This window comes from Caenimonas terrae (assembly GCF_042655405.1).
GTDB classification, from domain to species: Bacteria; Pseudomonadota; Gammaproteobacteria; order Burkholderiales; family Burkholderiaceae_C; genus Ramlibacter; species Ramlibacter terrae_A.
The window spans coordinates 289,427-301,958 of sequence record NZ_JBHSMF010000009.1 but is presented as its reverse complement, the minus strand read 5'-3'; the positions used below and the strand labels follow the sequence as shown (position 1 = coordinate 301,958).

Annotated in this window: 14 protein-coding genes; 5 read left to right on the top strand and 9 right to left on the bottom strand. The window is 69.3% G+C overall.

Annotated features, from left to right (window positions below; all coding sequences use genetic code 11):
• Positions 1-10: 10 nt before the first annotated feature.
• Positions 11-487, top strand: coding sequence for a protein-tyrosine phosphatase family protein (locus ACFPOE_RS15110; protein WP_376850954.1), 477 nt, complete (start codon positions 11-13; stop codon positions 485-487).
• Positions 488-490: 3 nt separating this feature from the next.
• Here the strand turns inward: ACFPOE_RS15110 and atpE are convergent, their stop codons facing one another.
• Genes atpE through ACFPOE_RS15080 form a run of 6 tightly spaced genes read right to left on the bottom strand, consistent with a single transcriptional unit; the run spans position 491 to position 5,330 of the window.
• Positions 491-733 carry a F0F1 ATP synthase subunit C gene (gene atpE, locus ACFPOE_RS15105; protein ID WP_376850953.1) on the bottom strand — a complete coding sequence of 81 codons (243 nt, stop codon included), beginning with the start codon at positions 731-733 and terminating at the stop codon, positions 491-493.
• A 38-nt stretch (positions 734-771) separates the two neighbouring features.
• Positions 772-1,254: a 2-amino-4-hydroxy-6-hydroxymethyldihydropteridine diphosphokinase gene (folK, locus tag ACFPOE_RS15100; RefSeq protein ID WP_376850952.1), complete on the bottom strand. Its 483-nt coding sequence runs from the start codon at positions 1,252-1,254 to the stop codon at positions 772-774.
• Between the two features lie 3 nt (positions 1,255-1,257).
• Entirely contained in the window at positions 1,258-2,889 is a 1,632-nt protein-coding gene (gene pcnB / locus ACFPOE_RS15095) for a polynucleotide adenylyltransferase PcnB (RefSeq protein WP_376850951.1), read from the bottom strand.
• Positions 2,886-3,578, bottom strand: coding sequence for a histidinol-phosphatase (locus ACFPOE_RS15090; RefSeq protein ID WP_376850950.1), 693 nt, complete (start codon positions 3,576-3,578; stop codon positions 2,886-2,888). The genes pcnB and ACFPOE_RS15090 overlap by 4 nt, the downstream gene beginning before the upstream one ends.
• The gene (gene hda / locus ACFPOE_RS15085; RefSeq protein ID WP_376850949.1) at positions 3,575-4,249 is read right to left on the bottom strand and encodes a DnaA regulatory inactivator Hda; all 675 of its coding nucleotides are present in this window, start codon (positions 4,247-4,249) and stop codon (positions 3,575-3,577) included. The genes ACFPOE_RS15090 and hda overlap by 4 nt, the downstream gene beginning before the upstream one ends.
• A gap of 10 nt (positions 4,250-4,259) precedes the next feature.
• Positions 4,260-5,330 (bottom strand): AI-2E family transporter, encoded by a 1,071-nt coding sequence (locus ACFPOE_RS15080; protein WP_376850948.1) that lies wholly within the window; start codon positions 5,328-5,330, stop codon positions 4,260-4,262.
• 75 nt (positions 5,331-5,405) lie between these two features.
• Here ACFPOE_RS15080 and purM point away from each other — a divergent pair, with 75 nt between their 5' ends.
• Both purM and ACFPOE_RS15070 read left to right on the top strand, forming a co-directional pair.
• Complete coding sequence (gene purM / locus ACFPOE_RS15075) at positions 5,406-6,509, top strand: phosphoribosylformylglycinamidine cyclo-ligase (protein WP_376850947.1); 1,104 nt, start codon at positions 5,406-5,408, stop codon at positions 6,507-6,509.
• Between the two features lie 5 nt (positions 6,510-6,514).
• Entirely contained in the window at positions 6,515-7,708 is a 1,194-nt protein-coding gene (locus ACFPOE_RS15070) for an MFS transporter (protein WP_376850946.1), read from the top strand.
• On the opposite strand, the gene ACFPOE_RS15065 is transcribed toward ACFPOE_RS15070, so the two are convergent.
• Both ACFPOE_RS15065 and murJ read right to left on the bottom strand, forming a co-directional pair.
• Positions 7,705-8,556, bottom strand: a complete 852-nt coding sequence (locus ACFPOE_RS15065) for a SirB1 family protein (RefSeq protein ID WP_376850945.1) — start codon at positions 8,554-8,556, stop codon at positions 7,705-7,707. The two genes, ACFPOE_RS15070 and ACFPOE_RS15065, sit on opposite strands and share 4 nt — an antisense overlap.
• Before the next feature lie 59 nt (positions 8,557-8,615).
• Positions 8,616-10,181 carry a murein biosynthesis integral membrane protein MurJ gene (gene murJ, locus ACFPOE_RS15060; RefSeq protein ID WP_376850944.1) on the bottom strand — a complete coding sequence of 522 codons (1,566 nt, stop codon included), beginning with the start codon at positions 10,179-10,181 and terminating at the stop codon, positions 8,616-8,618.
• Positions 10,182-10,297: 116 nt separating this feature from the next.
• On the opposite strand from murJ, the gene rpsT reads away from it, so the two are divergent.
• The gene (gene rpsT, locus ACFPOE_RS15055) at positions 10,298-10,606 is read left to right on the top strand and encodes a 30S ribosomal protein S20 (protein WP_376850943.1); all 309 of its coding nucleotides are present in this window, start codon (positions 10,298-10,300) and stop codon (positions 10,604-10,606) included.
• Between the two features lie 197 nt (positions 10,607-10,803).
• On the opposite strand, the gene ACFPOE_RS15050 is transcribed toward rpsT, so the two are convergent.
• Positions 10,804-11,121 carry a DUF3579 domain-containing protein gene (locus ACFPOE_RS15050; RefSeq protein ID WP_376850942.1) on the bottom strand — a complete coding sequence of 106 codons (318 nt, stop codon included), beginning with the start codon at positions 11,119-11,121 and terminating at the stop codon, positions 10,804-10,806.
• 216 nt (positions 11,122-11,337) lie between these two features.
• Between ACFPOE_RS15050 and ACFPOE_RS15045 the strand changes: the two genes are divergently transcribed.
• On the top strand, positions 11,338-12,531 hold the full coding sequence (locus ACFPOE_RS15045; RefSeq protein WP_376850941.1) for an aspartate aminotransferase family protein: 1,194 nt from the start codon (positions 11,338-11,340) through the stop codon (positions 12,529-12,531).
• Position 12,532 lies beyond the last annotated feature (1 nt).

The following is a 12,532-nucleotide window of genomic DNA, read 5'->3' as shown; positions in this document are numbered from 1 at the left end:
AAATCGCGGCATGACGCTGCGTCCCGTCGCCCTGCCGCCCGATGTCCCGGGCACGCTCTGGCTCTCCTCCATGCCGGGCCGCTGCGTGCCGTGGCATGCGTTCGACAGCGAGGCCCGGCGTGCCGGGCTGGCGCTGGTGGTGTGCCTGACGCCGCGGCAGGAAGTGGCCGAACTCTCGCCGGCCTACCACGCGGCGCTGGACCAGGGCCGGCTGCCGTTTCGCTGGCAGAACCTGCCGATGCCCAACTTCGGACTGCCGGACGATCCGCCCGGGTTCCGGCGCGAGATCGCCCGCATCGCGCAATCGCTGCGCCAGGGCGACGCGGTGATGCTGCATTGCGCCGCCGGCCTGGGCCGCACCGGCACCGCGGCGGCCTGCGTGCTCAAGGCGCTGGGGCTGGACCAGGCCGAGGCGCTGGACCGGGTGCGGGCCGCCGGCTCCAATCCCCAGAACGCCAAGCAGTCGGGCCTGGTCGGCTGGTTCTAGCGGCTACTTGCCGAACGGGTTGGCGAAGACGAACATCATCGCCACGCCGACGCCGATCAGGAAGTTGGCGTCGATCAGTCCCGTCAGCAGGAACATCTTGACCTGCAGCGGTTCCATGAGCTCGGGCTGGCGGACCGCGCCGTCGATGAAGCGGCCGCCCATCACGCCGATGCCCAGGCAGGCGCCGATGGCGCCGAAACCGATGATCAGCCCGCAGGCAATTGCAATCAGGCCGGTGTCGCTCATGAAGACCTCCTTGTGGTGAGGCCTCCATCGTCGGCGCGCTACGTCACGCGGGCAATGACCTGGGAGGTAACGGCCGCCAGCGCTTCGGCCGGCACCGCCTGCGGCGCGATCTCGGCCAGCGGCAGCAGCACGAAGGCGCGCTCCTGCAGGCGCGGGTGCGGCACCGTCAGCCGCGCGCTGGCGATCGAGCCGGCGCCGAACAGCAGCAGGTCCAGGTCCAGCGTACGCGGCGCGTTGCGGTAGGGCCGGGTGCGGCCGGCGCCCTGCTCGATGCGCTGCAGCTGCGCCAGCAGCTCGGGCGCGGTCAGCGCGGTGCGCACTTCGACGACGGCATTGATGTAGTCGGGTCCGCCGGCCTCCAGCGGGGCGCTGCGGTACAGGGACGAGCGCTGCGTGACGGCGGTGCCGGGCACGGCGCCGATCGCGTCCATCGCATCGAGCACGGCCTGCCGCGCATCGCCCAGATTGGCGCCCAGCCCGATCCAGGCGCTGACGGGCTCGCGTTGCGGCGCGCCCTGCATCGCCTACTGGCCGCCGCTGTCGCCGGGCGGCCGGGGCGCTGCACCCTCGCCGGCCGGCTTGCGGCGGCGCCGGCGGCGCTTGCGCGGCGCATCGGCGGAAGCGCCCTCGGCGCCGTCCTGCGGCCGGCCCTCGTCCTCGTCGGCGTTGTCGCCGCCGTCAGCATCTTCGTCGCGCTGCGCGAACGCGGACGGCCAGCGGCCCGGGGTGTCGTCGGCCCGCGGCGCCGCCACCGGCGGCTTGGGCACGCGCACCCGGCGCTGGCCCTTGCCCTGTTCCTCGCGCGCCTGGACCACCAGGTCCTCGCGCACCGCGTCGCTGGCCTGGCTGAATTCCTGCCACCAGTCGGCCAGCACCACGTCCACCTCGCCGACGTCGGCGCGCAGCCGCATGAAGTCGAAGCCGGCACGGAAGCGCGGCTGCTCCACCAGGCTGAACGGCGTGCTGCCGATGCGCTTTTCGAAGCGCGGCTGCATCATCCAGATCTCGCGCATGTCGGCCGCCAGCTTGCCGCGGCCCGAGACATCGCCGATGCGCGCATTGAAGACGTCGTCGATCGCATCCTGCAGCGCCGGAAACGGATGCTGCTTCTTCTCCAGGCGCTGGGCCCAGCCGTCGCGCACGTCGGCCCACAGCACGCAGGCCAGCAGGAAGCTGGGCGCCACCGGCTTGCTCTCGCCGACCCGGCGGTCGGTGTCCTGCAGCGCCGCCTTCACGAAGGGCTCGTCGGCGCGTTCCACCACCACGTCCAGCAGCGGGTAGATGCCGCGCGCCATGCCCAGGCCCTTGAGCTGCTCGATGGTGGCCAGCGAATGGCCGGTCTGCAGCAGCTTGAGCATCTCGTCGAACAGCCGGCTCTGCGGCACGTCGGCCAGCAGCGCCTGCGACTGCACCAGCGGCGCCGCCGTCTTCGGGTCGAGCTTGAAGCCCAGCGGATTGAGCTTGGCGGCGAAGCGCACGGCGCGGATGATGCGCACCGGGTCTTCGCGGTAGCGCGTGGCCGGGTCGCCGATCATGCGCAGCGTCAGCTTCTTGGCGTCCTTGATGCCGTTGTGGTAATCCACCACGATCTGGGTCTCGGGGTCGTAGTACATCGCGTTGACGGTGAAGTCGCGGCGGGTGGCGTCTTCCTCCTGCGGGCCCCAGACGTTGTCGCGCAGCACCCGGCCGGTGGAATCAACCGCGTGCTTCATGCCGGCGAGCTCGCTCTTGCTGGTCTTCTCGTTGCCGGCCACCTGTTCGGCGGCGGCGTTGTCCATGTAGGCGCGGAAGGTGGAAACCTCGATCACCTCGTGCTCGCGCCCGCGGCCATAGACGACGTGGACGATGCGGAAACGCCGGCCGATGATGAAGGCGCGCCGGAACAGGCCCTTGACCTGCTCGGGCGTGGCGTCGGTGGCGACGTCGAAGTCCTTCGGGCGCAGGCCCACCAGCAGGTCGCGCACGGCGCCGCCCACGATGTAGGCCTCGAAGCCGGCCTGCTTGAGGGTGTGCACCACGTTCAGGGCCCGCTCGTCCACCAGCGCGGGGTTGATGCCGTGCTCCTCGGGTCCCACTTCCTGGCGCTTGCCGAAGCGGTTCTTACTGGCTGAACTGGCGGATTTCCCCAGCAGCTTGTCGATGAATTTCTTGATCATTTCTTGTCAAACAGGTCGAGTATGCGCCAGCCGCGCTGCTGCGCGACGGCCCTTAGCCGGTCGTCCGGATTGGTGGCGACCGGGTGGTCGACCTTCTCCAGCAGCGGCAGGTCATTGAAGGAATCGGAATAGAAGGTGGTCTCGACGTCGCCCCAGCCGCGGCCGGTGGCGGCCAGCCACTGCTCCACCCGCGTCACCTTGCCTTCGCGGGCCGAGGGCACGCCGCGGATGGCGCCGGTGATCCAGCCGTCGCCGTCGCGCTCCAGTTCGACGGCGATCAGCTCGGTGACGCCGAAGGCCTGCGCGATGGCCCAGGTGACGAATTCGTTGGTGGCGGTGACGATCACCACCTCGTCGCCGGCCTGCTGGTGGCGCCGCACCAGCGCGATCGACTCCTCCAGCAGGTGCGGCTGCACCACCTCCCGCATGAAGCGGTCGTGGGCGGCGGCGGCCTCCACGGGACCCTTCTGCCGCACCGCATCGGTGGCGAAGCGCACGTACTCGTGGATGTCCAGCGTGCCGGCCTTGTAGTGCTGGTAGAACTCGTCGTTCTTGCGCCGGAACAGCTCCGGGTCGGTCCAGCCGATCTCCTGGGTGAACACGCCCCAGGCGTAGTCGGAATCGATCGGCAACAGGGTGTGGTCCAGATCGAACAGGGCCAGTCGGCTCCTGGCGGGCTTGGCAGTCACTCGTTCTCCAGCATGGACTTGATCAGGGGGATGGTGATGGCGCGCTTGGTCTGCAGCGCATAGCCATCGAGCCGGCCCAGCAGCGCCACCAGGCTGCCCAGGTCGCGCGAGAAGCGGGTCAGCATGAAGTCCATCACGTCGTCGCCGAGGAAGACGCCGCGGGCGTCCGCCTCCTGGCGCAGCACGGCGCGGCGCTCCGGCTCGTGCAGCACCTGCAGGTGGAACACATGGCCCCAGCCCAGGCGGGTGCGCAGGTCTTCGCGCAGCTGCAGGTCGGCCGGCGGCAGCAGCCCGGCGGCCAGCACGCCCCGCTGGTGGGTCTGGGCGTTGACGAACCAGTTGAAGGCCGCATGCTGCTGCACGGCGGTGTACAGATGCACGTCGTCCAGCAGCACCACCGCCCAGGCCGGGTCGAATTCGGGCGGCTCGTGGACCGAGGCGTCGAGCCAGCCGGCGCTGGCGCCCTGTTCGCGCAGCGAATGCTCCACCGCCTTGAGCAGGTGGGTCTTGCCCGAGGCGCTCTCGCCCCACAGATAGGTCGGCACCGGCGAGCGGGTCGGGCTGCCGGCCCACAGCTGCAGGTGCTTGAGCGCCGGCTCGTTGCTGCCGGCGAAATAGCTCGAAAGCGTCGGACCGGGCGCCAGCCCGATGTCCAGGGCGATCTGCTTCATCGGGACGCCTTCATGACTGGTACAGCTTGCTGGCCATGTAGCCGACCCGCAGCCGCCGGATCGCCACCAGCAGCACCGCGCTGGCCGGCAGCGCCACCAGCACGCCGACGAAGCCGAACAGCTGCGCGAACGCCAGCAGCGCGAAGATGACCGCCAGCGGATGCAGGCCGATGCGTTCGCCGACAAAGCGCGGCGTGACGTAGAAGCCCTCGATCACCTGGCCGGTGCCATAGACCACGGCCACCATCACCAACGCCTTGGCCGAGGCGAACTGCAGCGCGCCGGCCAGCAGCGCCAGCCCCAGGCCGATGCCGAAGCCCAGGTACGGAATGAACATCGCCAGCCCGGTGAAGAAGCCGATCGGCAGCGCCAGGTCCAGCCCGAACAGCGCCAGCCCGGTGCTGTAGAAGATCGCCATGATCAGCATCACCAGCAGCTGGCCGCGCAGGTACTGGCCCAGCACCAGGTCGGCCTCATGGGTGAAGGAATCGAACTTGGGCCGGGCGTTGGGCGGCACCAGTTCCAGCAGCTTGGCGATGAACCGGTCCCAGTCCATCAGCAGGTAGAACAGCGCCACCGGGATCAGCACCACGTTGAACACCACGGTCAGCGCCACGCTGCCCCCCAGCTTGAGCGAGGCCAGCAGCGAATAGAAGGCCTCCTCGTAGTTGGTGTTGAGGTACTTGAGCACCTGCGCCTTCAGGCTGCCCACGTCCAGCGCCACGTGGATGCCGTATTGGGCCAGCCACGGCGCCAGCACGGTGTCGAGCTTGTCCACCAGCAGCGGCAGCTGTTCGCGCATCAGCGGGATTTCCTTGGCCAGGATCGGCACGGTCATCAGCACGATGCCCGAGAGCGCCAGGATGAACAGCAGTTCCACCAGGATCACCGCCAGCACCCGCGGCACCCGTCCGTTCCACAGGGAGTCGATGCGGTCCACCAGCGGCGTCAGGGCATAGGCCAGCACCGAGGCGACGGCGAACGGCGTGATCACCGGACCCAGCAGCCAGAGGGCCAGCGCGGCCAGGAGTGCGATCAGCATCCAGGCGGCCGCGCGTTTCTGAGTCGATGTGGGTTGCATGCGTAGCTAAAATGTAGGCAAATTCTATCGGGCCGTGCCCGCCTGCCCCGCGCAGGCGCCCCCGAGCCCCACTCCATGACCCAAACTCCCCTCTCCTACAAAGACGCCGGCGTCGACATCGATGCCGGCGACGCGCTGGTCGAGCGCATCAAGCCGCTGGCCCGAAAGACGATGCGCGAGGGCGTGCTGGCGGGCATCGGCGGCTTCGGGGCGTTGTTCGAGGTGCCCAAGCGCTACCAGGAGCCGGTGCTGGTGAGCGGCACCGACGGCGTCGGCACCAAGCTCAAGCTGGCCTTCGAGTGGAACATGCACGACACCGTCGGCATCGACCTGGTGGCGATGAGCGTGAACGACGTGCTGGTGCAGGGGGCGGAGCCGCTGTTCTTCTTGGACTACTTCGCCTGCGGCAAGCTCGATGTGGACACGGCGGCGGCCGTGATCGGCGGCATCGCCCGCGGCTGCGAACTCTCCGGCTGCGCGCTGATCGGCGGCGAGACGGCCGAAATGCCCGGCATGTATCCGGCCGGCGAATACGACCTGGCCGGCTTTGCGGTGGGCGCGGTGGAGAAGTCGAAGATCCTCACCGGCAAGGACGTCAAGCCGGGCGACGTGGTGCTCGGCCTGGCCTCCAGCGGCGTCCATTCGAACGGCTTTTCGCTGGTGCGCAAGTGCATCGAGCGCAGCGGCGCCGGCGCGCCCGCCACGCTGGACGGCGCGCCGTTCCGGCAGGCGCTGATGGCGCCGACCCGCCTGTACGTCAAGAGCGTGCTGGCGGCGCTGGCCAAGCATCCTCCTTCGACAGGCTCAGGACAGGCCCCTTCGACAGGCTCAGGACAGGCCCCTTCGACAGGCTCAGGACAGGGAATCAAGGCGCTGGCGCACATCACCGGCGGCGGCCTGCTGGAGAACATCCCGCGCGTGCTGCCCGACGGCACGGCGGCGCACCTGCGCAAGGGCAGCTGGCCGCAGACCGAGCTGTTCGCCTGGCTGCAGGCGACGGCCGGCATCGACGACACCGAGATGAACCGCACCTTCAACAACGGCATCGGCATGGTGGTGGTGGTCGACCCGGCGCAGGCCGACGCGGTCGCCGCAACCTTGCGCGAAGGCGGCGAGACGGTCTACCGGATCGGCGCCATCGCAGCCCGCGGCACCGGCGCCGCCGTGGTCGTCGGCTGAGCCCGATGGACACGACGCCGGCGGGCGCCAGGCGGCTGCCCGCTGCCATCTGGGTGCTGGGCTTCGTCAGCCTGCTGATGGACATCTCCTCCGAGATGATCCACAGCCTGCTGCCGGTCTTCATGGTGACCACGCTGGGAATGAGCGCGCTGGCCGTTGGCCTGATCGAGGGCGCGGCCGAGGCCACCGCCCTGATCGTCAAGGTGTTCTCCGGGGTGCTCAGCGACTACTGGGGCCGGCGCAAGCCGCTGGCCGTGGCCGGCTACGGGCTGGGCGCCCTGTCCAAGCCGCTGTTCGCCCTGGCCGGCGGCCCGGTGCTGGTGGTGACGGCGCGCCTGCTCGATCGCGTCGGCAAGGGCATCCGCGGCGCGCCGCGCGACGCGCTGGTGGCCGACCTGGCCCCGCCGGGCATGCGCGGCGCCGCCTTCGGCCTGCGCCAGTCGCTGGACACCGTCGGCGCCTTCCTCGGCCCGCTGCTGGCCATCGGCCTGATGCTGCTGTGGGCCAACAACGTGCGCGCCGTCTTCTGGGTGGCGGTGGTGCCGGGATTGCTGTCGGTGGCGCTGCTGGCGACCGCCATCCGCGAACCGGCGCCGGCGCCGGGCGCGAAGCGGACCAACCCGATCCGGCACGCCAACCTGCAGCGCATGGGGCGCGACTACTGGTGGGTGGTGGCCGTCGGCGCGGTCTTCACGCTGGCCCGCTTCAGCGAAGCCTTCCTGGTGCTGCGGGCCCAGCAGGGCGGGCTGGCGCTGGCCTGGACGCCGCTGGTGCTGATCCTGATGAGCCTGGTGTATTCGGTCGGCGCCTATCCGTTCGGCAAGCTCTCCGACAAGGTCAGCCAGACCGCATTGCTGGCCGGCGGGATGCTGGCGCTGGTGGCCGCCGACCTGCTGCTCGCGTGGCGCGCGGACGGCCCGGTGCTGTGGGCCGGCATTGCGCTGTGGGGCCTGCACATGGCGATGACCCAGGGCCTGCTGGCGACGCTGGTGGCGCAGACCGCGCCGGACGACCTGCGCGGCACCGCCTTCGGCTTCTTCAACCTGGTCAGCGGCGTGGCCCTGCTGATCGCCAGCGGCGTCGCCGGCCTGCTGTGGGACCTGCGGGGGCCGGGGACGACCTTCGTGACCGGCGCGGCGCTGGCGGTGGGCGCCCTGGCCCTGCTGGCGCTGCGGCCGCGGCCGGCGCCGGGCCGCTAGCTGCGGGCGCGGCGCAGGTCCGCCACGCGGTCGGCGATGGCGTCGATGTCCAGCGCGTCCTGCGCGTGCACCAGATAGGTTTCCAGGTCGCCGACGGCCTGCGCAGAGTGGCCCTGCTCCGCATGGGCCAGCCCGCGGTCCCGGTATTCGGCCCAGGCATCGGGCAGCAGGATCACCAGCCGGTCCTGCACCGCGATCAGGCGCTGCCAGTCTTCCTGCGAGCGGTGGATTTCCTTCAGGTTGCGCAGCATGCGCACGATGATGTCGCGCGGCGGCGCCGCCTGCAGGTAAAGCCCCAGCGGCACCTCGAATTCGTCGACCAGGCCGTTGCGGCGCTTGTACGGCTCCAGCCGCTCCGACAGCTCCTCGCGCGACAGCGACTGGCCGGTGAACGGGTCGATCACCACCTGGCCCTTGGGCAGGTTGACCTTGACCATGAAGTGGCCCGGAAAGCACACGCCCCGCGCATGAAGGCCCAGGCCCTGCGCCAGTTCGATCCACAGCACGGCCAGCGAGATCTGGATGCCGCGCCGGGTGCGCAGCACCACGTTCAGGTAGCTGTTGTCCGGATCGCAGTAATCGTTGACGTTGCCGCCGAAGCTGAGGTCGCGGAAGAAGAACTGGTTGAGCGACCGCAGCCGGTGCAGGGGCGCCGCGTCGGCCGGCAGCCGGCGCTTCAGGCGGGCCAGCAGCTGGTCCACGTCGCCCAGGATCTGCTGCACGTCCAGGTCCGGGTATTCGTCCTGCGCCAGGCTGGCGGCGGCTTCCAGCAGCGGAAAATGGTCGTCGCTCTGCACCAGCGAGCTGAAGTACTCGAGTGGTGTCGGAGCGGACAAGTTCAGCAGCATGAGATCTTTGTAATGGAGGCGCCGGGGGCCGTCAAGTTCCGGCCGCCGCGCACCCGCATTCAGCGCGTGACAAACTGCCGCAGCTTCAGGCCGGCCGCCGCCAGCGCGACGAAGTAAAGAGCGCCCGCGCCAAGCAGCATGGACGCCATCAGGCCCACGCGCTGCAGCGGCTGCGCGCGCATCGCCGTCCACGGGAAGCTGGCGGCGCCCCACATCAGGAACACCGCCAGCAGCGCGCTGCCGGCGACCACTTGCAGCGCGAACACGCCCCAGCCGGGAAGCGGCCGGTAGCTGCCGCGCCGCAACAGGCCGGCCAGCAGCAGGCCGGCGTTGAGCAGCGCCCCCAGCCCGATCGACAGCGCCAGGCCGGCATGGGCCAGCAGCGGCACCAGCGCGAAATTGAGCGCCTGGGTGACCGCCAGGGAAACGATCGCGATGCGCATCGGCGTCTTCATGTTGTGGCTGGCGTAGTAGCCGGCGGCCAGCACCTTGATCGCCACCAGACCGAGCAGGCCGGTGCCATAGCCGCCCAGCGCCAGCGCCACCTGGGTGACGTCGGTGTCCTTGAAGGCGCCGTAATGGAACAGGGTGGCGACCAGCGGCCGGGCGAACACCAGCAGCGCCACCGAGCAGGGAACGGCCAGCAGCACCACCAGCCGCAGTCCCCAGTCCAGCATCGCGGAGTAGCGCGTGGGGTCGTCGCCGGCGCGCGCCGCCGCCAGCTGCGGCATCAGCACCACACCCAGCGCAACACCCAGCAGCGCGGTCGGGAATTCCATCAGGCGGTCGGCCGAATTGAGCCAGCTCACGCTGCCGGCCGGCAGGTAAGACGCGATCTGGGTGTTGATCAACAGGGAAATCTGGGCCACGCTGACACCCAGCAGGGCCGGCAGCATCAGCCCCAGGATCTTGCGGGTGGCCGGGTCGGCCCAGGCCTCGCGCAGGGCCGCAGCCGTGGCCCCGATGCGCGGCCACATGCCGATGGCGCGCAGCGCCGGCAGCTGGATGGCGAGCTGCAGCGCGCCGCCGCCCATCACGCCGATGCACAGCGCGTAGATCGGCTCGATGCCGAGGCTGCGGAACCACGGCGCGCCCAGTGCAATGGTGCCGATCATGGCCAGGTTCAGCAGCACCGGCGACGCGGCGGGCACGGCGAAGCGCTTCCAGGTGTTCAGGATGCCGCCGGCCAGCGCCACCAGCGACATGAAGCCGATGTAGGGGAACATCCAGCGCGTCATGACGACCGCCGCGTCGTAGGCCTGGGGCGTTTTCTTCAGTCCGCTGGCCAGCGCCCAGACCAGCAGCGGCGCCCCCAGCACGCCGGCGATGCACAGGACCACCAGCGACCAGAGCAGCAGCGTAGCCACGTGGTCCACCAGGCTCTTGGCGCCGGCGTCGCCGTCGGTCGTCCGGGTGGCGGACAGAACCGGGACGAAGGCCTGGCTGAATGCGCCCTCCCCCAGCACCCGGCGGAACATGTTGGGGATGCGGAAGGCGATGTAGAACGCGTCGGTGAGGGCACTGACGCCGAACACGGAACTCATCAGGACGTCGCGCACCAGGCCGGTGACGCGCGAAGCCAGGGTCAGCAGGGAGACGGTGGAGGCGGCTTTGAGCAGGGACACCGGCCCGAGTGTAGCCCGCGCCCCCGGGCCGATTCCCCCTGGCCGGCCGGGATGACGGGATCGCCTATAATGGAAGGCTTTGCTGGCATCATCCTTCAACACAAGGAACTCACACCATGGCCTCAGCCAAACCCAAGAAAAAGAACCCCCGCCTCGCGTCGGGCCGCAAACGCGCACGCCAGGACGTCAAGCTCAATGCAGCCAACACGTCCCTGCGCTCCAAGTACCGCACCGCGGTGAAGAACGTCGAGAAGGCCGTCGCCGCTGGCGACAAGGCCAAGGCGACCGAACTCTTTGCCAAGGCCCAGTCCATCGTGGACAAGGTCGCCGACAAGGAGATCTTCCACAAGAACAAGGCAGCTCGCGACAAGAGCCGCCTGTCCGCCAAGGTCAAGGCTCTGTCCCTGGCCCAGGCCGCCGCCTGACGCTTCAGGCAAACAGCCCAGGCTGATTCGTCAGCCTGCCGTTTGTACGGGTGCGCTGCCAGCAAAGCAAAAAACCGCCTTCGGGCGGTTTTTTGTTGGGCGAAGCACAACCGGGCAAGGCCCGGCTTTGCTGGCACCCGAATACCTTGGGGACAGGCCGGCGGCGCGCGAGCGCGAGCCGCTCTGTCCTCAACTGACTAGCTCTTCGGAGGATCCGGCAGCAGGCAGGCCTCGGCCACCTGCAGGTCGTTGTCGCGCGCAAAGTGCAGCACGAAGTCCCAGGCCATCGGCTCCAGCTGGCGCAGCTCGCGGTTGACGACGACGCACTTGACGCCGTTGACCACGGTGGGAATGCACCAGGGGGAATAGCTCAGATGGCTGCCGGGATGGGCGCCGCCGGGGCGGAACTGGCTCATTACGCCGGCCAGGCGCTCCGCCCAGTCGCTGGGCCTGAAGGTCTTCCCGTCCCGGGTGATGCCCTGGATGAAGAGTTCTTTGGCGTCGTTGGAGACCATTCTTGGTGGCGTGTGCTCGGACCGCCGCCCCGGGATGGCCGTTGCTGCGGTGCACAAGTATTGTATCTTATATAAGACTTGGGACCGGCGGCTGCCGGTCCCGCGGCGCATCGCTGTGATGCGAATCCCTCACCCTTCGCGTGCAAGCTCTGTGCCTAAAATCAACCCTCAGCGGCTCACTTCGTTGAGCCCTTTTTGTTTGATGGAGAGAATTCAATGACAATGATCGAGGCGTCCTCCCCCCACACCATGAACACCTACGGCCGGGTGCCGATTGCGCTGTCGCATGGGCAGGGACTGCGCGTGTGGGACGTCAACGGCAAGTCCTACCTCGACGGCCTGGGCGGCATCGCGGTCAACACGCTGGGGCACAACCACCCCAAGCTGGTGCCGGCGCTGCAGGACCAGATCGGCAAGATCATCCACAGCAGCAACTACTACCACGTGCCGAACCAGGAAAAGCTGGCCGCCAAGCTGGTCGAGCTCTCCGGCATGACCAACGTGTTCTTCTGTTCCACCGGGCTGGAAGCCAACGAGGCGGCGCTCAAGCTGGCGCGCAAGTTCGGCCACGACCGCGGCATCGAGCGGCCGGAGATCGTGGTCTACGAGAAGGCCTTCCACGGCCGCAGTATCGCCACCCTGTCGGCGACCGGCAACGAGAAGGTGCAGAAGGGCTTCGGGCCGCTGGTGGAAGGTTTCATCCGGGTGCCGCTGAACGACATCGGCGCGCTCAAGGCCGCCACCGAAGGCAACCCCAACGTGGTGGCCGTGTTCTTCGAAACCATCCAGGGCGAAGGCGGCATCAACGCCATGCGGATCGAGTACCTGCAGCAGGTGCGCGAACTGTGCGACCAGAAGAACTGGCTGCTGATGATCGACGAGGTGCAGTGCGGCATGGGCCGCACCGGCAAGTGGTTCGCCTTCCAGTGGGCCGGCATCGTGCCGGACGTGATGCCGCTGGCCAAGGGCCTGGGCTCGGGCGTGCCGGTCGGCGCCGTGGTGGCCGGCCCCAAGGCCGCCAACATCTTCCAGCCGGGCAACCACGGCACCACTTTCGGCGGCAACCCGCTGGCGATGCGTGCCGGCGTGGAAACGATCCGGATCATGGAAGAGGACGGCCTGCTGGAGAACGCGGCGCGCGTCGGCGCCCACCTCAAGGGCGCGCTGGCGCGCGAACTGGGCGGCCTCGACGGCGTGGTGGAGGTGCGCGGCCAGGGCCTGATGATCGGCGTGGAGCTGGCCAGGCCCTGCTCGGTGCTGACCACCCGCGCCGCGGAGGCGGGCCTCCTGATCAGCGTCACCGCGGACACCGTGATCCGGCTGGTGCCGCCGCTGATCATCACGATCGCGGAGGCCGACGAGATCGTTGCGCTGCTGGTGCCGCTGGTCAAGCAGTTCCTCGCGGAATGAG